This window comes from Alteromonas sp. RW2A1, assembly GCF_001886475.1.
GTDB classification, from domain to species: domain Bacteria; phylum Pseudomonadota; class Gammaproteobacteria; order Enterobacterales; family Alteromonadaceae; genus Alteromonas; species Alteromonas hispanica.
This window is the reverse complement of record NZ_CP018031.1, coordinates 505,922-527,215: the sequence shown is the minus strand read 5'-3', so window position 1 is coordinate 527,215 and position 21,294 is coordinate 505,922. Positions and strand designations below refer to the sequence as shown.

Genomic DNA, 21,294 nt, shown 5'->3' with positions numbered 1-21,294 from the left:
ACGAATAAATAGGAAATACCATGGCTGACGAAAATCAGACAAATAACGGTGCAGCTGCAGGCGAGCAAGCTCAGCAAGGACCACAGTTCAATATTCAACGCATTTACACAAAAGACATCTCTTTTGAATCGCCAAATGCACCGGCTATATACACCAAAGAGTGGAAGCCAGAAATAAAGCTCGATATTGATACAAGTACGAATAAACTTGAAGAGAACGTATACGAAGTTGTGCTTTCAGTAACAGTTACCGCAACATTAGGCGAAGAAACTGCATTCCTTTGCGAAGTTCAGCAGGCGGGTATTTTTGCCATTGGCGAAATGCCAGATCAAAACAAAGCTCACACGTTGGGTTCTTTCTGCCCTAACATGCTTTTCCCTTATGCGCGTGAAACTATTTCTAACTTGGTCAACCGCGGTACATTCCCTCCGCTAAATCTTGCTCCAGTTAACTTTGACGCGATCTTTGCAGCTTATGTGCAAAAGCGTGCTCAGCAACAACAGCAAGGTCAAGCGCCTAAGATGGACGCGTAATAGGCGTGAGCATAAACTCGGTTTCTTTGCCCTCGGTTTCTGTGCCCTCAGTTTCTGTTTTAGGGGCGGGATCTTACGGCACCGCTCTGGCCTTTTGTCTTGCTAGAAATAATAATTCTACCTTGCTATGGGGTCGAGACAGCGTGCACATGAAGGCGTTGGCGCAGTCTCGAGAAAACGCGCGATATCTTCCTGGTGCAACGTTTCCTGATGCATTGCACGTAGATGCAAATTTGGAAAATGTCGTGGCCGCCAGTCAAGATATTTTGGTTGTTGTTCCTAGCCATGCATTTGCAGCTATGCTTACTAGCTTGAAACCGCTCCTGCAACCTCATCACCGAATTATTTGGGCAACCAAAGGGTTAGAGCCAAAAACAGGGCGCTTGCTGCGCGAAGTTGCCGAAGAAATTCTAGGCACGCACTATCCCCTAGCCGTTTTATCAGGCCCCACCTTTGCCAAAGAGATGGTAGCGGGATTGCCAACAGCTATTTCGCTTTCATCCACCGATGATACGTTTGCAGATGAGTTTGCCGCGAAGCTCCATTGCGCAAAGTCGTTTAGAGTGTATAAAAACTCAGACTTTACCGGCGTACAGCTTGGCGGAGCAGTTAAGAATGTTATTGCTATCGGCGCAGGATTGGCCGACGGTCTGGGTTTTGGTGCCAATGCGCGAACCGCGTTGATTACACGAGGTCTAGCTGAGCTTACCCGCTTGGGCGTAAAACTTGGTGCGAATCCCGAAACATTTATGGGCATGGCCGGTCTTGGCGATCTGGTGTTAACCTGTACAGACAATCAATCTCGAAACAGACGTTTTGGGCTTGCATTAGGTCAAGGCAAAACCGTCGATGTGGCTATTGACGAAATTGGTCAAGTGGTTGAAGGGTACCGCAACACAGAAGAAGTACATATATTGTCGGAAAAAGTGGGCGTTGAGATGCCCATCTGCGAGCAAATTTATGCAGTCCTTTACCACGACAAAAACCCGAAAGAAGCTGCCCTTGCGCTTTTAGGGCGAGACTTACGAAACGAGGGCTAGATTGGTAGACGCCTTGCGCGCAGCCTATCTTGCCCCTTCATACCCCATTTGACGCCAGCTTTCATAAACGAACACAGATACGGCGTTGGATAAGTTCATACTGCGACTATCTGGCAACATTGGAATTCTCACTCGCTGCCCTTCAGGAAGCGACTGAATAAAGTCATCGGGTAACCCTCTAGTTTCGGGGCCAAATATCAACGCATCACCTTTTTTATATTTCACGTCGCTATGGAACGCTTTACCTTTTGTGGTACATGCAAAAATTCTTGTCGGTTTTGCATCTTCAATATAAGCATCTAAATTCGCATGGCGCTTCACGTGGGCAAACTCATGGTAATCGAGACCTGCACGACGCACACGCTTATCGTCCCACTCAAAACCTAACGGCTCTATAAGGTGCAAAGCGAAACCGCTGTTAGCACACAAACGAATGATGTTTCCTGTGTTTGGCGGTATTTCAGGTTGATAAAGTACAATGTCGAACATGCTAAGCTTCTATTTTTATATTAACTGAGTAAGGCAGCACTAGCGTTCGCTTGGAACCAGTGCTTTCAAGGCATTTATGATATCACGCGCCGTTTGATAAACCGTGGGATAAATAGTCACATAATCGTATTAATGTGGGCTCTCTCAATGCGTCAGACTCTGTAAATAGCTCGTGATATGCGCGCGGAACAATTTCAAGTTCAGCATTTGGCATATTTTGTACAACTCGTCGCTGGCGCTTATTGTCAATAATACTGTCACCATCAGCACTAAATACTAACATGGGAGTAGTAATAGCCTTGGCGCTATCTTCTATTTTGTGCATTGCCTCGTGAGCCGCGCACAGCCACTCCGTGGTTACCCCTCCCAACTGAATGTCTTGTTCTTCATCGTAGAGGGTTCTAAAAAGTGCGTAGCGAGTTTTACTATGAGTGAGCTTATTGAGCGAATATGGAAAAGCTATGTAAGGGGTTTGACCGAAAAAGTAGCCCGACTGCTGCTTTTTCATTCTGTTTACTGCCAGCCCAGTCCGAATCAACCCATTAGCTACCCAGTTAGGAAGAGCTGGCTTGATACCAAACATAGGTGAGGCAAGAACGGCTCTAGAAAAAAGCGTTGGAGCGCGTAGCAGTGTCAATGCTCCTATTGCGCCCCCCATGGAATGGCAAACTAACTGTAGCTCGCCCTGCTGCTTGGGCTTAACTATGTTGTTTACAAAGGTGATGAGGTCGTCAACGTAATCATCAAAACTATCAACATACCCGTGCTGCGGGTCGTGAGTCAGTCGGTCTGACAGCCCTTGTCCACGGTGATCAAGGATGAATACCGCGAAGCCATTTTGATATAAATCGAAAATAAACTCTTTATATTTCAGGTATGACTCTATGCGGCCGGAGCTAATTACTACGGTAGAACGAGGGTACTCGGGAATACAAAATGCATAGCGTATAGAAAACCCTTCATGGCCTTTAAACGCACCTTCTGTTACATGCTCTTGCCAGAACGGATTAATCATAGTGGCAAAGGTAGTCGCCAAATTGTTCTCAGACGTGAACGTCCAATCCATGATACCAGCCTTGATATGGTCATTAATGCTTAGATAATAACTAAAAACCCCGTCACATTACCAACCTGCTTTGCAGATTTTATTACTGGGCAAGGTTCACCGTTTTTACATTTACATAGCTAGCCGAAGAGTTACGGTAAATTCAAAGGTAACGAGAGTGTTACTTTAAGTCCTTTTCCTTCAAGTGGCGCAGCCTTAATAACGCCGTTATGCAACTCAACCGCGGCCTTTGCAATAGAGAGCCCTAAACCTACTCCACCCGATTCTCGCTCCCTTGCCGCTGAAGCACGGTAGAATGGTGAAAATATTTGTTCACAGTCTTCTAGTGATAAACCGTCGCCATCGTCACTTATTTCTATGTGCCAATGCGTATCATCTTGTTCAAATGCCACAGTGGTGAGGTATTTACTGTGTCGAATGGCGTTTCTCAGCACATTTTCTACAGCCCTACAAAGCATATGGCTGTCAACCAACACTGATAGCGTTGGGATAGTGGCAATGCGAAGCTGCTTGTTAGAGTTTGCGGCTTCAAAATTAGCATCTGTAAATACTTCATTTAAAACATCAGATAAAAATGCTTTTTTCAGCGACGCTTGACCTGCTTCTGCGCGGCTTAAGGTAAGCAGTTGGCCTACCAATGCTTCCATTCGGTTAGCCTCTCGCTCGACACGCATGAGTGTGTCAGGGTCGACATTTTGCTGATATGCCAACCCTAGCGCCATTTGCAGCCTAGCGAGTGGTGAGCGAAGTTCGTGAGATACATCTGCCAACAACCGTTTTTGCGCCCCCCCACATTGACTCGAGCTTCTCTGCCATGATGTTAAAATCTCGCGCAAGCTGTCCAAGCTCATCATATCTTTTTGAGGCGTGACCAACTCGGGTATTCCATTGTCCGTTGGCAAGTTTCTTCGCAGAACTTTGGATGTGTAAAATCGGCGTTGTTAACGAACGGGCAAACAACCAGCTCAGAATACTGGTGGTGATTATTGCTATAGAAAGCAAAAGTAAAAAAGAGGGCTTATTTTCTGCAGCGCGATCTAACTTCACTGTAAACAATGCGTATTGTTTATTGGCATAGTTAAAAAGCATGGGGCCAGAATACTTTATGGGTCCTCGCTTAATCGCAATTGCCGTCTCTTGCCCAATTAATTTTTGCATTGCCTTAGCGTCTTTGTCTCGAACTGGTGCGCCTGGAGGGGTAATTATTTGCTTATTTTCGGTATTAATCGCAACTAAGCGACCGCGAGTTTCTCGTTCAAGGCGGTTAAGCAGTTTCACTAACGGGATAGTCTGCCTTCTTTCCCGCTCCAACCGAGTTACCGACGCAGATAAAGTTCGAACATCTTGGGGGGTAATATCAACCACTTCCAACTCTTCAAAAAAGAATCGTGTACCCACGATAGCCAATGCCGCGGTAACTATAAATGTGGCCCAAAACCACAAAAATATTCGCCCCATAATAGCGCGAGTTGGATTTAACTTTTTCAGCATACCGCTACTCCGACAGCAACATATACCCTACGCCCCTCAAGGTTTTAATTTTATCGCCAGGCGTAGCGGCAGAGATTTTCTTACGCAAATTGCTCACATGCATATCGACACTTCTATCGAATGCCTGCAGAGGCTTTCCAAGCACTTTTAAGCTAATTTGCTCTTTTGTCACTCGCTGTGAAGCATTCAGCATAAGCAGGCGAAGGATCATGAACTCTATTGTTGTAAGATCTAAATCCACGTCGTTCACTTTCACCTTCTGACTACTCGGGCTTAGGAATATTTCGTTTATGAGGATGTCCTGCTCTGCACCGCCGCCATTTGCAGATAACGTATGACGACGCACAATTGCCTTAATTCTCGCCACAAGTTCGCGATGATTGAAAGGTTTGGGCAGGTAATCATCGGCACCTAATTCAAGGCCAAGAATACGGTCGTAGTCATCGCCGCGGGCGGTAAGCATCAGCACCGGAGTAGTATGGCTTGCTCTCAATTTTTGAAGCACGTCAAAGCCGTCCATTTTAGGCATCATTACATCCAGCAAAATGAGGTCGTAGTGATGCCCGGAAATAGCTTCTGAAAGCCCAGCTTCACCATCATCTTTAACGGTTACTCGATACCCCATCCCAGAGAGGTAAGACGACAACATATCTGTAAGTTCTTTGTCGTCATCAATTACCAACACAGACTGTAAATGGAAGTCATTATTCATCAAAATATACTCTTTAGCCTTTCAATGCCTTTCCTACAGGTTAAAAACGAAAAGGTTTGATTTAAAAGTTGATACGTCATCTCTTGTAGGTGAAACACTATATCCTTTTGAAGCTTTACCGTCTTTCTATAGAGCTGCCTTTACACAAGCTTTACACTTTGCTGACGGATTTGCGCGCAGTAAAAGACTAATCTCATATTGTCGAAACAAAAGGAGACGATTATGAAAAAGCTACTTATTGCTTCAGCGATTATTGCAACAGTAGGCATTGGCAGCTTTGCCTATGCCAAGCCACACGGCAGCGAGATGCATCACCATGATACAGTGAAATCTTCAGTTAAAAACATGGTTAAACAATTGCGTGGGCTTTCTCTCACTGACGCGCAAAAAGACGAAGTTAAGTCACTCATTGCAACCTTTAAAGAAGAGACAGCGAACTCTAGAAGAGCAAGAAAGGAAGATAGAAAACACAATGGGTTTGATAGGCAGGCGCTTGTTGAGGCAACCGACGCAGAGCTTATCGAAATTATTAAGCAGCGCATTGCCAAGCAGACGAAAAAGCACCTCGCAGTGGCCGCGCTACAACACGATATATTTAATGTATTGACCGCTGAGCAACAGGCGACACTCAATCAGCGTCATCAAGCGTTCAAAGAAAAGCGAGAGGATATGCGACAGGAAATGCTTACTAGTGCCCGTGAAAGGCGTGGTGGCTCTTACCAAGAGCGTCACGACAGTTATGAAGGGCAAAGACGCGGGTCTGCTCATGATTTTGCTCGTGGGCCAGCGCAAAATATGGACATTGAATTCTTTGATAACATTACACTCTCAGAAGAACAAAAAGCGGCGATAGCTGATATTCGTGAGACGCAAAAAGAAAACCGCGCCTTACATCGAGAAACGTTTAAAGCATTTAAACACGCTCAGCGTGAGTTGATAAAAAGTGATAACTTTACTGAGGAAGCGTTCCTCGCGATTGCCGCTCAATATGAGGATGAATTAGTTTCTGCAGCTTTAGACAAGGTTAAATCTAAAAAAGCTATGCTTGCGGTTTTAACCGACGACCAAAAAAATGCGTTAAAAAGCAATAGACGAGAAGCCCGAGGATTGATGGAGTTACTAAACTAACTGCATGACGCCTGTACTTTTCAGATTTCATTTAAATTATTGAAAGTAAAAAGCAAATAGCCGAGTTAACGCTCGGCTATTTAACGTTTTGCTGCCTAAAAACTTGGCTTCACTGGTTTGTAATCGGGTGATAGAAACAGCGGAGAAGTAATGATTAAATCAGCAGTTGCCGGTGTACAGGCCACAGGCACATTCCAAACCGAGCATAACCTCAGCAGAGCTTTCACATCAGGATCGTGAGGGGCAGCATTTAGCGGGTCCCAAAAGAAGAATAATGCATCGAGTTTATTTTCTGCGATTAGCGCGCCAATTTGCTGGTCGCCACCTAGAGGCCCACTTTTAAAACGCTGTACCTCAAGCCCGGTTTCATCGGCTACTAAGCCTCCAGTTGTTCCAGTAGCAACCAGATGACACTGCTCTAATACGTTTTGATGTTGTTTAGCCCAAACCAATAATTCAGGTTTCTTGTGATCATGGGCCACTAGCGCCAGTGTTAGCTTACTCATTACCAGATTTGCCTTTTATTTTGAAAAACGGTTTAACTGCGTTTATTACTCCATAGAAAGTGTACAGCGTACTTGCACGTTTAAGAAGCAAAATTCAGCAAAGTTATTTTTGTATAAATATTCACAAGGGCGTGAACAGTTGTCAAACATCTGTAACAGTTTGCAATGTAATATATGAATTCGCTTATTTAGCTGCTCTTTTGGGTCGTAAGATGAATACAAATAAAATATTTATACATTAATATTGCATATAAATTCAAAATAGGTACACTTATCCACGGTTAAAGCACACGCACTTTTTTGAAAAAGTGACGTAAGACAGGAATTAATGATGACAACATCAACTCACGTGGTGTTTTTTAAGGCAAACCGCGTAACAAAGTTTACCTCTCCCCTGGCTAGCTACACGTTGCATAGCGAGCGACGACACTCGTTCTAATCTATGCTTTTGCAGTAGCACACTTTTTACCTTTGTAATGTGGTCGAGGTTAGGCAATAGACGCCCAATCAGTTTACAAAGGTAAAAAGTGATTTTTTTCCTTTATTTTGAATAAATTTATTATGTATAACGTTTCAATTATTGGTGCCAGTGGTTACACAGGGGCACAACTTGTCCAATTAGTTCAGCAGCACCCTGAACTCGTGCTCAAGGGTACATATGTTTCATCAAACAGCGCCGATGCACATAAGTCTATTGGTGAACTGCATGGAAACCTCGCCCACGTCGACGCAACTCTGCTTCCTATTAACGATGAAGTACTAGAGACGCTGGCTAATAGTGTGGACTTTATATTTTTGGCTACTCCCCATGAGGCAAGCCACGACTGGATGCCCATACTCACTTCGGGTTCCGCAAAGGTGCTCGATTTATCAGGTGCATTCAGGCTAAAAGACACCCAGGTGTTCGAAGATTTTTATGGATTTCCTCATTTACAAAAAGACAGCTTAGAACAAGCGGTTTACGGCTTAGCCGAATGGTATTGTTCAGATATTCAGCCGGCAAAAATTATCGCGGTGCCAGGCTGCTACCCAACGGCCAGCTTAACGGCACTCAAGCCTCTGTGTGAAAACCAGTTGCTAGACAAAGCGGTACGCCCTGTTATTAATGCCGTATCGGGTGTGTCGGGTGCGGGTAGAAAAGCGAATTTAACCACCAGCTTTTTTGAAGTCAGTTTGCACGCTTATGGCGTGCTAGGTCATCGTCATACCCCAGAAATTGAAGCCTATTTAGGCACGCCTGTTATATTCACTCCCCACTTAGGTAATTTTAAGCGCGGTATTCTTGCTACCATCACTGTGAAAGTGAAACCTGGCATAAAGCAAGCCCAACTTGATGAAGTGTATAAAGCTGCCTATGCTGATAAGCCTATTGTTCGTTTGCGCAACAGCTTCCCGAAAATCGATGATGTTGCGCACTCGCCGTTCGTCGATTTGCATTGGAAGCTTGATGAGGCTTCAGGCTATGCCGTTATCACTTCAGCAATTGACAACGTAATGAAAGGCGCTGCGTCGCAGGCTATTCAGTGCGTGAACATTATGACCAAACAGCCAGTAGAAACAGGGTTAGTACTATGAGCCGTTCCCCCATTGTCATAAAAGTTGGCGGCGCATTGTTAGATGACGCGCCAGCAATGACACGATTATTTTTGAGTATAAAGGAAGTACAAAAAAGTCGACACGTTGTGGTGGTGCACGGCGGTGGACCATTAGTTGAGACACTTATGGCAAGTCTTGGGTTAAGCAGTACTAAGATAGACGGGCTTAGGGTAACGCCAGATGAGCACATGCCTTACATTTGTGGTGCATTGGCAGGCTCGGCCAACAAGCAACTATGTGCAGCCGCTTTGGCAACAGGGTTAACACCTGTTGGCTTATCCCTTCTTGATGGCAATATGGTGGTGTGTAAGCCGTTGGCAGACAAATACGGTGCCGTTGGCGCACCTGCAACTGCTGATGCCACGTTTCTAAAAAGCATATTGGCCCAGTCTGTCCTTCCGGTTATTAGTTCAATAGGTTCAAGTGCACAGGGACGACTGCTCAATATTAACGCCGATCAAGCCGCAACAGTCATTGCCGAATTACTCGACGCCGAGCTGTTGCTGCTATCCAACGTTGATGGAGTGCTTGATGCTAACAAAGCACTCATTCCAGCTTTAGATGCACATGCCATTACGCAACACGCGAATAACGGCGTGATAACTGATGGCATGAAGGTGAAAGTAGATGCGGCTTTGCAGTCAGCTCAAACGCTAGCCCGTGCGGTATATATTGCGAGCTGGACCGCCGACATAGCAGACATACTCAATAAAAATACGGGTACACAAATTTTACCCAACGAGATAGCGCCAGTATAAGGCGTCTCAGGAGACACAGAATGAAACAGGATTTATTAACCTTTGCCAATTGGACACCAGAGGCAATGGAAAAGTTACTTCAACTTGCAGTGGAAATAAAACAAGCCCCAGCAAGTTATAGCAACGTGCTCAAAGGCAAGTCGATTGTTGCGCTTTTTGAGAAACCGTCGCTTCGTACCAGAGTGAGCTTTGATATTGGCATTAATAAGCTAGGCGGCCACATGGTATATCTCGATGTGCAGTCGGGTAAACTAGCTGGTCGTGAAGATTCCGTAGATACCGCAGCCAATCTTGCATGCTGGGCTGATGCTATTGTAGCGCGTGTATTTTCTCACACTACCTTAGAGACTTATGCCGAAGCGGCAAACGTACCTGTGGTTAATGCACTTTGCGATAAATATCACCCGTGTCAGGGCCTAGCCGATTACCTTACAATGTTTGAGCGCTTTGGCAAAACTAAAGGTCTGACTATGGCTTACATAGGCGACGGTAACAATGTAACGCACTCGCTTTTGATTGTTGGTGCACTTTTAGGTTGCAACCAAGTTGTTATTACACCGAAAGGACACGAAGCCGATGCCGACGTTGTCGCTCACGCAAAAACATTAGCAGCTAAAACCGGCGCAACCATTGTTGAGAGCCAAGAGTTAGAGGCGGCAAATGGAGCTGATGTTATCTATACCGATACATGGCTGTCGATGGGTGACGATACGCCCCTTGAAGACATTAAAGCGACTTTTATGCCTTATCAAGTCAACGAAGCCTTAATGGAGGCCTCGGGAGCAAGCTATGTTATGCATTGCCAACCAGCCCATCGCGACTTAGAAATTACCGGCTCTCTCATTGATAGCGATAAATCGTTATTAATGCAGCAAGCCGAAAACAGAATGCATGGCCAAAATGCCATCCTTACTCAATTACTCAGTGCCTAAGAGGACTCACTTAGATGCAAAATGTTAAAAAAATCGTACTGGCGTATTCAGGCGGCCTTGATACCTCAGCAATTATTCCATGGTTAAAAGAAAACTATAACTGTGAAGTAGTGGCGTTTGCCGCTGACGTTGGTCAAGGTGACGATGAGCTAGAAGGCTTACATGAAAAAGCTATCGCCTCTGGTGCCAGTGAATGTCACATTGTCGATTTGAAAGAAGAATTTGTTAACGACTATATATTTCCTACCATCACTACAGGTGCTGTTTATGAGGGTGAATACCTTCTAGGAACCTCTATGGCGCGTCCCGTAATAGCTAAAGCCCAAGTAGAAGTGGCTCGAAAAGTAGGTGCGGACGCACTTTGCCATGGTTGTACCGGTAAAGGTAACGACCAGGTGCGTTTCGAAAGCACATTTGCAGCCTTAGCCCCTGACTTAACCGTAATAGCACCTTGGCGCGAATGGGACATGGTAAGCCGTGAAGATTTACTTGATTACCTTGCCGAGCGCAACATAGCTACAACGGCCTCAGCCACCAAAATTTATAGCCGTGACGCAAACGCATGGCATATTTCTCACGAAGGCGGCGAGCTAGAAGATCCGTGGCAGGAGCCCACAAAAGGTGTGTGGACTATGACAGTAGATCCAGAAGATGCACCTGATAAACCTGAACGCGTAAGCCTATCTTTCAACGAGGGCAGATTAACGCATGTTGACGGCGAAGCACTCTCTCCTTACCAAGCGTTGGTAAAACTTAACAATGTCGCTGCAGCTCATGGCGTAGGACGTATTGATATTGTAGAAAATCGTTTGGTAGGTATGAAGTCTCGTGGCTGCTATGAAACTCCAGGGGGCACTGTATTACTTAAGGCATATAAAGCCCTTGAAACCATGGTTCTTGATAAAGCCGCGCTTAAATACCGCGAGCAAATTGGCCTAGAGTTTTCCCATGTAATGTACGACGGCCGCTGGTTTACTGCACTTAACGATGCGTTACTTGCCGGTGCTGCTTCTTTCGCTCAAAAAGTTACTGGCGATATCGTTGTGAAGCTATATAAGGGTCAAGCCACTGTTACGCAGCGCCGCTCGCCGAACAGCCTGTACTCTGAAGACTTTGCTACCTTTGGTGCCGATGATGTTTACGACCAGAAGCACGCTGAAGGGTTTATTCGCCTATTCAGTCTTTCAAGTCGCATTGAAGCATTAAAAAACCAAGGTTAATAATAGGAGTATCACATGGCGTTGTGGGGTGGCCGGTTTGAATCCGGTGCAAGCAGTATGTTTAAACAGGTGAACGACTCATTGCCGTTCGATCGTGTAATGGCAAGCCAAGATATTCAGGGCTCAATAAGCTGGTCTCGAGCCTTGCAAAAGGCGGGCGTTTTATCTCAAGACGAGCAGCAGCAGTTAGAAGCTGCGCTTGTTGAGCTTAAGGCAAAAGCTGATGCCGGCGAGTTAGATTTTGATGCCTCTGATGAAGAAGATATTCACAGTTTTGTTGAAGCTGCGCTTATCGAAAAGTTAGGTGACATTGGCAGAAAATTGCATACTGGACGCAGCCGAAACGATCAGGTAGCCACCGATTTTCGCCTGTGGGTGCGCGAGCACATCGCCTCACTTCGCACTGATGTGCTTGGCGTGATCAAGTCGCTGCTCAATGCAGCAAGCCGACACCAAGAAGCCATTATTCCAGGCTATACTCATTTACAGCGGGCACAGCCTATTCACTTTGCGCACTGGTGTTTAGCTTATGTTGAAATGCTAAAGCGTGATTTAAGCCGTCTTGACGACTTAAAAACGCGCATGAACCAGTGTCCTCTTGGCTCTGGGGCATTAGCCGGAACCACCTTCCCGGTAGACAGATACGCCATTGCTGACGAATTGGGCTTCGATTCTCCGTGCCTTAACAGTCTTGATGCGGTATCTGATAGAGACTTTGTACTTGAGCTTTTGTTTGTTGCAAGTACTAGCATGATGCACTTATCTCGCCTGGCGGAAGATATGATTTTCTACAACTCAGGTGAAGCAGGTTTCCTGCAATTAGGCGATAGCGTGACATCAGGCTCGTCGCTTATGCCACAGAAGAAAAACCCAGATGCGCTAGAGTTAATGCGCGGCAAGTGCGGTCGTGTATTTGGCTCACTTCAAGCATTACTGGTTACCATGAAAGGTTTACCTCTTGCCTACAATAAAGACATGCAGGAAGACAAAGAAGGCGCTATAGATGCTGTAAATCAGTGGCATATTTGTCTATGCATCGCTAGTGAAGTGCTCGACTCTTTGCAACTAAACGAAGAGCGCTGTCGCTTTGCTGCAACCCAGGGCTTTTCAAATGCCACTGAGCTTGCCGATTACTTGGTGGGTAAAGGTGTGCCGTTCAGAACTGGGCACGATATTGCAGGCCGCGTAGTGCTTAAAGCTATTGATAATGGCTGTGCTATTGAAGATCTTCCGTTAGCTGACTTACGCGAAATATGCGACAAGATTGAGGAAGATGTCTATCCAGTGCTCCAATTAGAGTACGGCGTAAATCAACGCAATATTTTAGGTGGAACCAGCAAAGAAACAGTAACAAAAGCACTGTATAAAGAGCTAGAAAGTTTGGACAATCAAGGGTAAAGGAAAATACTTACATGGTATTAGCGCATCACGATGGCATAAAACTGTTTCGCAGTTCGTTGCCTTATATAAATGCTCACCAGGGAAAGACCTTTGTATTGATGTTCGGTGGCGAAGCCATCGAACATCCAAATTTTCCAAATATTATTCACGATATTGCACTATTAAACAGCTTAGGGGTTAGGGTTGTTGTGGTGCATGGTGCAAGGCCTCAAATAGACCAGCGTGTGGCCCTCAGAAATATCGAAAGCCGCTTTGAACAAGGCGTACGTATTACTGACAAACAAACCCTTGAATGCGTTAAAGATGCTGCAGGCTCGGTACGCTCTCAGGTAGAAGCCCTTCTCACCATGGGGTTACCCAATTCACCAATGCACGGCGCTCAAATTCGTGTTTGCTCAGGAAATTTAGTCGTTGCTAAGCCCATGGGCGTTCGCAACGGAGTCGACTTTGAGAACACAGGCCAAGTACGACGAATCGATATTACTGGCATTAATGATCATTTAAACGACGGTTCTATCGTGCTGCTCTCACCAATGGGGTACTCATCGACGGGAGAAGTCTTTAACTTATCTCATGAAGATGTGGCAACTCAGGCAGCGATTACGCTAAAAGCCGATAAGCTTATCGTGTTTTCAAACTATGATGGCGTGTATAACAGCAGCGGAAAGCTTCTTCGTACTATAGAACGTCCTCAGCTAGAAAAAATGATAATGAGTGGCGATATAACCACAGAGCAAACTGTGCTGAGCGCGTTAACCACTAGCGTTTCAGCCGGTGTACCAAGAGCCCATTGCATTAGCTACGAAAATGACGGCGCGTTGCTACAGGAGCTATTTACCCGAGACGGTACGGGTTCTCTGGTTATGGAGCACCACTATGAGCAGTTGCGCGCAGCTACCATAGACGATGTAGGCGGCATACTTAATCTCATCAAACCGCTAGAAGACAGTGGCGTACTTGTAAAACGCTCTAGAGAGCGCTTAGAAAATGAAATTAACCAATTCATTATCATTGTAAGAGATGGAATGATTATCGCGTGTGCCGCGCTATATTTATATCCAGAAGATGAATGTGCAGAGCTTGCGTGTGTGGCAACCCATCCAGACTACCGCGGTAAAAACCGAGGAGAACGGATACTCGAAGAGGTACGTTCACGAGCCAAAGAAGCCGGTATTAATAGTATATTCGTTCTCACCACGGTTACTGCTCATTGGTTTTTAGAACAAGGGTTTGAACCAGCTGATATAAGTGCATTACCGGAAGTTAAAAAGGAGCTTTATAATTTCCAGCGCAATTCAAAAGTATTTACGCTATCTGTGTAAAATGACGAACTGATCCTTACAAAAGCTTACCAATACTTCAAAAAAGGCAAACCTTAAAATTCCATCCTATAATCATAACTGTGTTATGACATTACTTGTCGATTTGTATCTCACTGTTTATTGGATGGTTTGCTTTTATGCACAACAAAGAAAAAATTGTAGCGGCTGCCACAGCCTTATTTGAAGAAAGCGGTTTAGAGGCACTTAGCGTAAGAACAGTAGCCCAGCGGGCTGGACTATCTACTATTGGAATTTATAGTCACTTCAAAGGTAAGCAAGGTTTACTCAATGCGCTTTACATAAAAGGCTGTGAGTTACTGCTTAATGAAATAGAGGGAGTAACCGGGAAAACAGATTCCGATAAAATTCTTGAAGCAAGCGAACGGCTACTTGATTTCTCAGTGAGTCATGGTGCTTACTATCGGCTTGTATTCAACCCAACTGCACATGAATGCATACCATCCGAAGAAGCAGCTACAGCATTTAATCAAATTACACACAAACTTTCGTCACTGACACTTCCCATACATAAAAAGTTTCCAACTCCAGAGAAAGGCAGTGCAAGTGCAAGCCACATATTGGCTCTTATCCATGGCTTTGTTTCGTTAAACGATACAGGTATTTTTGCCTACAACTCTTCTGCTTCCGAATCACGGTCTGACGGTCAGAAAACTTCTTATTCCTTACCGTGGAAAGACCGTGCGCTGCAAGCAATTAGACTTCACGTTTATGCCATAGCCGCAACCCAATAATCTAAACACTGATTATGCGGCGAATACAAGAACGACAATAGGCACAATGTTGAATTCGTACCGAGGGCTAGTCCCTCGGTTTTCTTTACCACGTTAATTAAATTCCCTTTAGCTTTTGCTCGTGGCAAACCGTCTTTATGCGGTTAACGTAATGACTATTTGATTATCAAAATCATAACGCTATTAAAGGGCTGTTAGTTTATGCGCCTCAACACATCTCGAACGCTATTAATTGCGACCTTTTTATTTATTGTTGCCACAATAATTATCAGTGCTGCATATTCCTACCAGACTGTTTGGCGTGCCCACAGCAAAAAGGAAGAGCTCACCTACATGGGTAGTCAAGGATGGGAGTGGTATAACGAAGCACTTAGGCTGCAAATTAAGTATGTAGAAGGTGAATTGCCGGCAATACGCAAAGTGTATAGCAACGATAAATATGCCGCCCTTGTTACCATTAGCGATGCAGGTCGCTTCAGAGGGTTTATATTTTTTGATTCGCCTTGCCAAGAAGGCAGCGTGATAAGCGAAACACGTTACCATTCATCCTCTGGAGAAGAGTCGGTGGACGTACTGCACTGTTTGCGAGGAAAGTTTGTATTTATGAAAACTTGGCCTGCCGAACCCGACCAAAACTGGCAGGGAGATGTGGGAGACTTTTCTTTTGAGGTTGAGCTCAAAGACTGGGACCTTACTCCCCTTAAACGCGCATATTACAAAAGCCAAGCGACACTCATTTAGCAAGCGGCGCTCATTTAGCAAGCGGCGCTTATTTATTACAGAATGCGCTTGACCTTTATACTCTAAACGATAGTTAGTACTACTGTTTTAATGCGTTATCCACATCTGTTGCGCTGTGGCGGTTTGCTAACTGTCCGTCCTCGCCCCAGGTTTTGTTGACAATACGCCCCCTCTTTACGGCCGCTCGCTGTTCTATTTTTTGAGCCCAGTTGAGCAAATGCTGATACTCATGAACTTTAAGGAATGTAGCAGCATCGTACAAATTGCCCAGTACAAGGTTCCCGTACCATGGCCAGATAGCTATATCTGCAATACTGTACTCACTTCCTGCCATATATTCATTATTAGCCAAATGCTTGTCTAACACATCAAGCTGTCGCTTCGTTTCCATGGTAAAACGGTTAATCGGGTATTCCATTGGATATGGCGCGTAACTATAAAAGTGACCAAACCCGCCACCAAGATAAGGCGCGCTGCCCACCTGCCAAAACAACCAGTTCATGCATTCCACTTTTTCATGGGGCTCTTTGGGTATAAACATATCGAACTTGTCGGCCAGATACATCAATATAGAGCCCGATTCAAAAAGCTTTGTTTCCGGCGTTGTCGTTGTGTCTACTAACGCGGGAATTTTACTGTTTGGGTTTACGTCCACAAAGCCTGAAGAAAATTGATCGCCCTCACCGATATTAATTAACCAAGCGTCGTACTCTGCGTTACTGACACCAGCCGCCAACAACTCTTCCAGCATAATGGTGACTTTCTGTCCGTTGGGCGTGGCTAAAGAATAAAGTTGAAAACCATGATTGCCTGTTTCACGTTCTTTGTCGTGAGTCGCGCCAGAAACAGGACGATTGATGCTGGCCCATTTATTACCATCATCTTCATCCTGCGACCATACTTTCGGTGGGCTGTAGTTGTCTGATGTCGACATTGCTTCTCCTTATCATAGTGGTTGTGACCTACTCGCAGCTTAACGGCAGTAGGTGTATTAACGTACTTATTGATAGTTAAAAACAACTTTTAAAGCTCTAAAGCTCAATCCCTTCGACCAGCAAACAAGGTTTCAGGCTTACTGACATAAAAGGCGCACAGTCCTTTGCACGCAAACCATTAAAGCCTTTTTAGCGCTATTCTATGTCGAGCGTAGTAGTTTCACCTGCAACCACAGTTGTAATATCGAGGGTCTGGAGAGAGAAACCGTCTACTTCATCTTCATCAGTTTCCGGCTCGTCAAATAAAGCCGTGCACGAAAAGCTTGCGGTATACTCGCCCTGGGGAACAAAACCTGCTGTAAAATTATATGCCTGCGTAACGTCGTCATAGGTAACTGGCACAATAGCAAATGGACGCACTTCGCTGTCATCTGCACCTTCATCCGCATCGTCGCCTAAGCTATTGATTGAGCTCTGTTCGCCTTCGTAGAGATAAACGGCATTGCCCATAAACAAATCCATTTTTGATGCACATTGTTCATCGTCGAGTAATGTTGGGGTTATGCTTCCTTCCAATGTCCCAACATCATCGTTAAGAACTAGCCGTACGCCCCTTGGCTTCAGCATAATGACAGGCTGTCCGACTGGATCGACCAAACTTTTTCTTAAATCAAACTCTACGGTGTAGGCGGCGTCAAAACCTGGCTGAGCGGTGAAACCATCGAGCTTCAATTCACCACTAGGGACACGAATAGAAAATGTGCCCTCTTCTGTCACGATATACGAGTCTGACGTTACGCTAAGCCTTAGCTGGCTGTAAGCGCCTGTAGGAATCGCTGTTTCTGCAACAATGGTCTCAAATTGACTGCCGGGCAATGTTAATAAGTCAATGCTGCGAGGATCTCCATTCTCGTCTTGTACATCAAATCTAATGGGCGCTCCGTCACCAGTAAGCTCAACCTCATCGAACACAACAACAACTTCTGACGCACTGTCTACTGGCGCATCAGAAACGGCAAGAGAGAAGCCTGTGGTTGTAGGTGATACATCAGAAGAATCGTCAGAAGAACCTCCACATGCACTCAAGACTGCGCTGGTAGCGACAACGAGTGGCAAGTAGATTATATACTTATTGAAGAGTGCCAGAGAAGATAGTTTAGACTTTTTCATAGAAGTACCTTTTTTATTGCCCGCAGTTTAGAAACGCTGTTGAAATAGTTGAACGTTGGAGCTTCATCCACAACGCTTTTCTTCGCATTCGCTCATTCTTAGGCTATTTGTTTTTTATTTGCTGGTTGACTAACTGTAACCAGTAAACGTCTAATGAATGTGTTTTATCAATATCAATTGATATCAATTATTGCGCCAAAAATAAAATAGCCAATAATTTCATTACCTTAATAACATTTTTGAACGAGTAGAAATAAAAGAGATGGGAAAATGTTGCACTTCGGCAACAGGTTTACACGGTGGGGGAATTAAAGTTGCGTAACAGCGATTAAAAAGGCATTAGGCTAAAGCTGTCTTCGATTCACCTGTAACTGCGCACTATAATAAAGTACATATATGACACCCACTATCGAGACGGTACGACTCATGTATTCTTTCACCCTATCGACTTTATCGGCAAACTAGCCGCACTCATTCCACCACCAAGACTTAACTTAACCCGATTTTTTGGCGTATTCGCGCCCAATAGCAACCTTCGAGCGCAAGTCACCGCTTCCCAGCGAGGCTGGGATAGTCCTAAACTTATTAATAAAGAAGATACCCAAACTGATAAGCCTTATCATGCCAAGCGCATGACGTGGGCACAGCGTTTAAGGCGAGTATTCAATATTCAACGTGACTTCAACTTTGGGGCGTAGGTTCCCTTAACTGCAAGAATGAAATTAAAACGCTATTACATGGTGGACGCACTCGCGCTCTAATTTCCCATTTTCTGCACCAATAGACCATCTGCGCATAACATTGCAAACTAACACGTCATACAAAACTGACACAATTCGACATTCCAACAAACTTCGCTAGTCAAAAAGACAGCTGTAACAGGGGTAGTAAATAGCTTAAATACTTACTATACTCGCGCTTCTCGTCAATTTAAACATTACTAAAGGGTTGAATTCTGACGCTGTGCCCTTTTTTAACGCCATCACATTCGTGATCCAGCACTATGTAACAATTCGCTTGTGTAAGCGATAGTAATACGGCCGAGCTTTGTTGTTCGTTTGGCGTTACTTTCAACACCCCGTCTTGCGATGTCGTAAAATATCCTCGCTGACAGTCTACTCTTCCGGTTGTTTTCTCGATATCAACATTGGCAATAGCGTCGAACACGGGAACGCCCAATCCATGTGTTTGCTGTAGTGCTTTAATAAACTGAGAAACTAGTTGTTCAAGAATAACAAAAGCCGCAACGGGGTTTCCGGGTAAACCGCAAAACCACGAGTGAGTGAGTCTGCCGAATGTAAAAGGTTTGCCTGGCTTTATAGCGACTTTCCAAAAGAGTATGTTGCCCATTTGGTTGACTATCTCTTTCATATAGTCAGCGTCGCCTACGGAGATTCCGCCACTACTTATTACGACATCGCAACGAGCGTCAGCACTACGTAGTGTTTCGCGCAATTGATGCTGATCATCTGGAATAATTCCGTAGTCGATTACATTGACGCCAAGTTGCTCTAAAAGCAATGATACCGATACTCGATTGCTTTCATAGTTCTGCCCGGGCCGTAAGGGGGTACCCGGCTCTACTAACTCATTACCCGTTGCAAATACGCCCACCGTTAATTTTTTAAAGACGTCAACGCTAGAGACGCCTATAGATGCAATAAGCGCTAAATGACGGGGAGTAAGGCGAGTGCCTTTTGTAATTACAGCAGAATCCGCAGCAACACCTTCTGCTCGCTTTCTGATATTCGCACCTGAAGACACTTTACCTGTAAAACTGACACCAGAGTCGCTGGTCACTGTAGCGCGCTCTTTCATTATCACGGCATCAGCATTAGGTGGAATTTCAGCACCTGTCATGATGCGCACGCACTCACCAGTCGCCAGCGGTTTAGTGTAGGGATTACCAGCGTATGCAGTGCCTGCAACTTTAAATATTTTGTCGTCAGCTAAATTTGAGGCCTTGAGGGCGTAGCCGTCCATTGCAGCATTATCGTTAAGAGGTATGTTTATTGCTGAAATAATATCCTTCGCTACAATTCTATTTACAGCGTAACGTAATTTGAGCGATTCTTTAGTTGGCTCTACAGGGCTTGTTTTTGCTGCATTCGCCATTATTTTGACCGCGTCTTCTAGTCGTAACAACGAGGGTGGAGTCATGTTTTTTGTCATACGTTTTTTCTTAAGAGCTGCTTATTAGCGGATGTTGTTGAGCATGCGTTGTGCTAACTCGGCTATGCGTATGTTTTGTTCCATTGCTGCAGTTTGCAGTTTTTTATAAGCCTGGTTCTCACTTAGCTTCCCTTGCTGCATCAATAGTAGCTTTACTCTATCAATTGCTTTTTGCTCATTTAGGGCTTGTTTGGCTCCGTTTAGTTCATTAGCAATATCTTGAATGTGTTGAGCCTGTTGACGAATTAAATCGTAAAAGGATTTGTTTACAGAGAGTGATGTTGAGGTAATTCCTGCCTCACTATTCGTATCTGCCATCGAGAGACCCCTAACGGTACTATCGTAAATCATTGAAACTTGCGTATCTTCAATGGAAGGACTACTATTTAAAGAAGCAATCAGCAGTTCGTTGTTATGCAGTTCCTCCTCGGCTTGAGCAATTCTAAGTGTTGCTTTTTCTATCAGCCTATCGGTAATGTGTTCCTCTATGTCTTGCATCGCGTCAATTCGCAATGTGGCTATGTCATACCAAATTTCGCTGAGCTCAGCGGTGCAAGTGTCTGTCTCGCCAAGCTCGCAAATCATTTTACGTAGTCGGCTCAGGTGTTGGGCGTGGTCACTTTCTAGTTGTTGCTGCCACATAGAAAGTTCTGTGTCATCGGCAAATTTACTAAACGTCTCAAACGAGTGATTTTGTGAGTCTGTCAGTGCTGTAATTCGATCGCACAAAGATTGCTGGAAGTGGCTCGAAGAGAACCCAATTGCGCCACAAGCGCGCTCTTGTCCCGCATACTCTTTACCTTGAATAAAATTAAATAGCGCTACTAAAAGTCGAGTGATAGCAGGATCGTTTGCAACGTCGGCGGCTTCAAAAATCACATCAATCAACGCGGCAATTAGGCGACAAAATGCATTGGTCGATTCGGTTGGTGTGAGTTGCTGCATCGCCACTTTGCTGCGCAAATCCTTAAGGTTGTCTATACCTTGCAACGCAAATGTAATGGTAGTAACCAATCGCATGGTAAGTCCATTGTCAGAATTAGATAGGTATAAAGCGTTAAGCAAGCTGCGAAGGGTTTTCTCACTCATCTCACTTGCGGTTTCTTGTTGTGCCCTTTGGGTTGCAAAACGTTCACCTCGTGAACATAGAAATACATTGCTCATACCGCGCTCGCGCTGCAGTTGATGAATCATCTCCGTTACCGCTTTCACTATTTTGCAATTTGATGATAAGTGTCGCAGTGCCTGTATTTCTTGATGCTTGGCTAATAAAAAAAACCGCTTTGTGATATCGCTATGATGGCCCATCGTGAAGTATCCAGAAAAGAGA

General features: G+C 44.8%; 21 protein-coding genes and 1 pseudogene. 12 read left to right on the top strand and 10 right to left on the bottom strand.

Annotated features, from left to right (window positions below; genetic code table 11):
* Positions 1 to 20 precede the first annotated feature (20 nt).
* Together secB and gpsA are read left to right on the top strand one after the other, a co-directional pair.
* Complete coding sequence (gene secB / locus BM528_RS02350; RefSeq protein WP_071978495.1) at positions 21 to 533, top strand: protein-export chaperone SecB; 513 nt, start codon at positions 21 to 23, stop codon at positions 531 to 533.
* A 26-nt stretch (positions 534 to 559) separates the two neighbouring features.
* On the top strand, positions 560 to 1,573 hold the full coding sequence (gpsA, locus tag BM528_RS02345; protein WP_442855908.1) for an NAD(P)H-dependent glycerol-3-phosphate dehydrogenase: 1,014 nt from the start codon (positions 560 to 562) through the stop codon (positions 1,571 to 1,573).
* Positions 1,574 to 1,597: 24 nt separating this feature from the next.
* Here gpsA and trmL read toward each other — a convergent pair whose 3' ends face one another.
* The 5 genes from trmL to BM528_RS02325 all read right to left on the bottom strand — a co-directional run bounded on the left by trmL (position 1,598) and on the right by BM528_RS02325 (position 5,331).
* Complete coding sequence (gene trmL / locus BM528_RS02340) at positions 1,598 to 2,062, bottom strand: tRNA (uridine(34)/cytosine(34)/5-carboxymethylaminomethyluridine(34)-2'-O)-methyltransferase TrmL (RefSeq protein WP_071978494.1); 465 nt, start codon at positions 2,060 to 2,062, stop codon at positions 1,598 to 1,600.
* 82 nt (positions 2,063 to 2,144) lie between these two features.
* Positions 2,145 to 3,128: an alpha/beta fold hydrolase gene (locus tag BM528_RS02335; protein WP_071978493.1), complete on the bottom strand. Its 984-nt coding sequence runs from the start codon at positions 3,126 to 3,128 to the stop codon at positions 2,145 to 2,147.
* A 131-nt stretch (positions 3,129 to 3,259) separates the two neighbouring features.
* On the bottom strand, positions 3,260 to 3,898 hold the full coding sequence (locus BM528_RS18725) for an ATP-binding protein (protein WP_232230553.1): 639 nt from the start codon (positions 3,896 to 3,898) through the stop codon (positions 3,260 to 3,262).
* Complete coding sequence (locus BM528_RS18720) at positions 3,858 to 4,619, bottom strand: HAMP domain-containing protein (protein ID WP_232230552.1); 762 nt, start codon at positions 4,617 to 4,619, stop codon at positions 3,858 to 3,860. The genes BM528_RS18725 and BM528_RS18720 overlap by 41 nt, the downstream gene beginning before the upstream one ends.
* Before the next feature lie 4 nt (positions 4,620 to 4,623).
* Positions 4,624 to 5,331 carry a response regulator transcription factor gene (locus tag BM528_RS02325; protein WP_071978492.1) on the bottom strand — a complete coding sequence of 236 codons (708 nt, stop codon included), beginning with the start codon at positions 5,329 to 5,331 and terminating at the stop codon, positions 4,624 to 4,626.
* Between the two features lie 222 nt (positions 5,332 to 5,553).
* Between BM528_RS02325 and BM528_RS02320 the strand changes: the two genes are divergently transcribed.
* Entirely contained in the window at positions 5,554 to 6,459 is a 906-nt protein-coding gene (locus BM528_RS02320) for a Spy/CpxP family protein refolding chaperone (RefSeq protein ID WP_071978491.1), read from the top strand.
* Positions 6,460 to 6,554: 95 nt separating this feature from the next.
* Here the strand turns inward: BM528_RS02320 and BM528_RS02315 are convergent, their stop codons facing one another.
* Entirely contained in the window at positions 6,555 to 6,965 is a 411-nt protein-coding gene (locus BM528_RS02315) for a methylglyoxal synthase (protein WP_071978490.1), read from the bottom strand.
* 561 nt (positions 6,966 to 7,526) lie between these two features.
* On the opposite strand from BM528_RS02315, the gene argC reads away from it, so the two are divergent.
* The 8 genes from argC to BM528_RS02275 all read left to right on the top strand — a co-directional run bounded on the left by argC (position 7,527) and on the right by BM528_RS02275 (position 15,687).
* On the top strand, positions 7,527 to 8,540 hold the full coding sequence (gene argC, locus BM528_RS02310) for an N-acetyl-gamma-glutamyl-phosphate reductase (RefSeq protein WP_071978489.1): 1,014 nt from the start codon (positions 7,527 to 7,529) through the stop codon (positions 8,538 to 8,540).
* Positions 8,537 to 9,319, top strand: coding sequence for an acetylglutamate kinase (gene argB, locus BM528_RS02305; protein WP_071978488.1), 783 nt, complete (start codon positions 8,537 to 8,539; stop codon positions 9,317 to 9,319). The genes argC and argB overlap by 4 nt, the downstream gene beginning before the upstream one ends.
* 20 nt (positions 9,320 to 9,339) lie before the next feature.
* Complete coding sequence (locus BM528_RS02300) at positions 9,340 to 10,251, top strand: ornithine carbamoyltransferase (RefSeq protein WP_071978487.1); 912 nt, start codon at positions 9,340 to 9,342, stop codon at positions 10,249 to 10,251.
* A 14-nt stretch (positions 10,252 to 10,265) separates the two neighbouring features.
* Positions 10,266 to 11,471: an argininosuccinate synthase gene (locus BM528_RS02295; RefSeq protein WP_071978486.1), complete on the top strand. Its 1,206-nt coding sequence runs from the start codon at positions 10,266 to 10,268 to the stop codon at positions 11,469 to 11,471.
* A gap of 15 nt (positions 11,472 to 11,486) precedes the next feature.
* The gene (gene argH / locus BM528_RS02290; protein WP_071978485.1) at positions 11,487 to 12,869 is read left to right on the top strand and encodes an argininosuccinate lyase; all 1,383 of its coding nucleotides are present in this window, start codon (positions 11,487 to 11,489) and stop codon (positions 12,867 to 12,869) included.
* A gap of 14 nt (positions 12,870 to 12,883) precedes the next feature.
* Positions 12,884 to 14,194, top strand: coding sequence for an amino-acid N-acetyltransferase (gene argA / locus BM528_RS02285; protein ID WP_071978484.1), 1,311 nt, complete (start codon positions 12,884 to 12,886; stop codon positions 14,192 to 14,194).
* Between the two features lie 137 nt (positions 14,195 to 14,331).
* Positions 14,332 to 14,946, top strand: coding sequence for a TetR/AcrR family transcriptional regulator (locus BM528_RS02280; RefSeq protein ID WP_071978483.1), 615 nt, complete (start codon positions 14,332 to 14,334; stop codon positions 14,944 to 14,946).
* Between the two features lie 201 nt (positions 14,947 to 15,147).
* Positions 15,148 to 15,687 carry a hypothetical protein gene (locus BM528_RS02275; RefSeq protein ID WP_071978482.1) on the top strand — a complete coding sequence of 180 codons (540 nt, stop codon included), beginning with the start codon at positions 15,148 to 15,150 and terminating at the stop codon, positions 15,685 to 15,687.
* Positions 15,688 to 15,766: 79 nt separating this feature from the next.
* Here BM528_RS02275 and yghU read toward each other — a convergent pair whose 3' ends face one another.
* Both yghU and BM528_RS02265 read right to left on the bottom strand, forming a co-directional pair.
* The gene (gene yghU, locus BM528_RS02270) at positions 15,767 to 16,621 is read right to left on the bottom strand and encodes a glutathione-dependent disulfide-bond oxidoreductase (protein ID WP_071978481.1); all 855 of its coding nucleotides are present in this window, start codon (positions 16,619 to 16,621) and stop codon (positions 15,767 to 15,769) included.
* A 196-nt stretch (positions 16,622 to 16,817) separates the two neighbouring features.
* A complete protein-coding gene (locus BM528_RS02265) occupies positions 16,818 to 17,792 on the bottom strand; it encodes a DUF4382 domain-containing protein (RefSeq protein WP_071978480.1) in 975 nt (324 codons plus the stop codon).
* A 407-nt stretch (positions 17,793 to 18,199) separates the two neighbouring features.
* On the opposite strand from BM528_RS02265, the pseudogene BM528_RS18715 reads away from it, so the two are divergent.
* Positions 18,200 to 18,346 (top strand): annotated as a pseudogene (locus tag BM528_RS18715) (transposase); the annotation flags it as partial.
* Positions 18,347 to 18,722: 376 nt separating this feature from the next.
* Here BM528_RS18715 and moeA read toward each other — a convergent pair.
* Together moeA and BM528_RS02250 are read right to left on the bottom strand one after the other, a co-directional pair.
* Positions 18,723 to 19,964, bottom strand: a complete 1,242-nt coding sequence (gene moeA, locus BM528_RS02255; protein ID WP_071978479.1) for a molybdopterin molybdotransferase MoeA — start codon at positions 19,962 to 19,964, stop codon at positions 18,723 to 18,725.
* Positions 19,965 to 19,988: 24 nt separating this feature from the next.
* A complete protein-coding gene (locus BM528_RS02250) occupies positions 19,989 to 21,272 on the bottom strand; it encodes a nitrate regulatory protein (RefSeq protein WP_198033590.1) in 1,284 nt (427 codons plus the stop codon).
* Positions 21,273 to 21,294 lie beyond the last annotated feature (22 nt).

Coding starts and splice junctions, on each gene's coding strand:
- secB (WP_071978495.1), top strand. CDS start 21: ATGGCTGACGAAAATCAGACAAATAACGGTGCAGCTGCAGGCGAGCAA.
- trmL (WP_071978494.1), bottom strand. CDS start 2,062: ATGTTCGACATTGTACTTTATCAACCTGAAATACCGCCAAACACAGGA.
- BM528_RS02335 (WP_071978493.1), bottom strand. CDS start 3,128: ATGGATTGGACGTTCACGTCTGAGAACAATTTGGCGACTACCTTTGCC.
- BM528_RS18720 (WP_232230552.1), bottom strand. CDS start 4,619: ATGCTGAAAAAGTTAAATCCAACTCGCGCTATTATGGGGCGAATATTT.
- BM528_RS02325 (WP_071978492.1), bottom strand. CDS start 5,331: ATGAATAATGACTTCCATTTACAGTCTGTGTTGGTAATTGATGACGAC.
- BM528_RS02320 (WP_071978491.1), top strand. CDS start 5,554: ATGAAAAAGCTACTTATTGCTTCAGCGATTATTGCAACAGTAGGCATT.
- BM528_RS02315 (WP_071978490.1), bottom strand. CDS start 6,965: ATGAGTAAGCTAACACTGGCGCTAGTGGCCCATGATCACAAGAAACCT.
- argC (WP_071978489.1), top strand. CDS start 7,527: ATGTATAACGTTTCAATTATTGGTGCCAGTGGTTACACAGGGGCACAA.
- argB (WP_071978488.1), top strand. CDS start 8,537: ATGAGCCGTTCCCCCATTGTCATAAAAGTTGGCGGCGCATTGTTAGAT.
- BM528_RS02300 (WP_071978487.1), top strand. CDS start 9,340: ATGAAACAGGATTTATTAACCTTTGCCAATTGGACACCAGAGGCAATG.
- BM528_RS02295 (WP_071978486.1), top strand. CDS start 10,266: ATGCAAAATGTTAAAAAAATCGTACTGGCGTATTCAGGCGGCCTTGAT.
- argH (WP_071978485.1), top strand. CDS start 11,487: ATGGCGTTGTGGGGTGGCCGGTTTGAATCCGGTGCAAGCAGTATGTTT.
- argA (WP_071978484.1), top strand. CDS start 12,884: ATGGTATTAGCGCATCACGATGGCATAAAACTGTTTCGCAGTTCGTTG.
- BM528_RS02280 (WP_071978483.1), top strand. CDS start 14,332: ATGCACAACAAAGAAAAAATTGTAGCGGCTGCCACAGCCTTATTTGAA.
- BM528_RS02275 (WP_071978482.1), top strand. CDS start 15,148: ATGCGCCTCAACACATCTCGAACGCTATTAATTGCGACCTTTTTATTT.
- yghU (WP_071978481.1), bottom strand. CDS start 16,621: ATGTCGACATCAGACAACTACAGCCCACCGAAAGTATGGTCGCAGGAT.
- BM528_RS02265 (WP_071978480.1), bottom strand. CDS start 17,792: ATGAAAAAGTCTAAACTATCTTCTCTGGCACTCTTCAATAAGTATATA.
- moeA (WP_071978479.1), bottom strand. CDS start 19,964: ATGACAAAAAACATGACTCCACCCTCGTTGTTACGACTAGAAGACGCG.
- BM528_RS02250 (WP_198033590.1), bottom strand. CDS start 21,272: ATGGGCCATCATAGCGATATCACAAAGCGGTTTTTTTTATTAGCCAAG.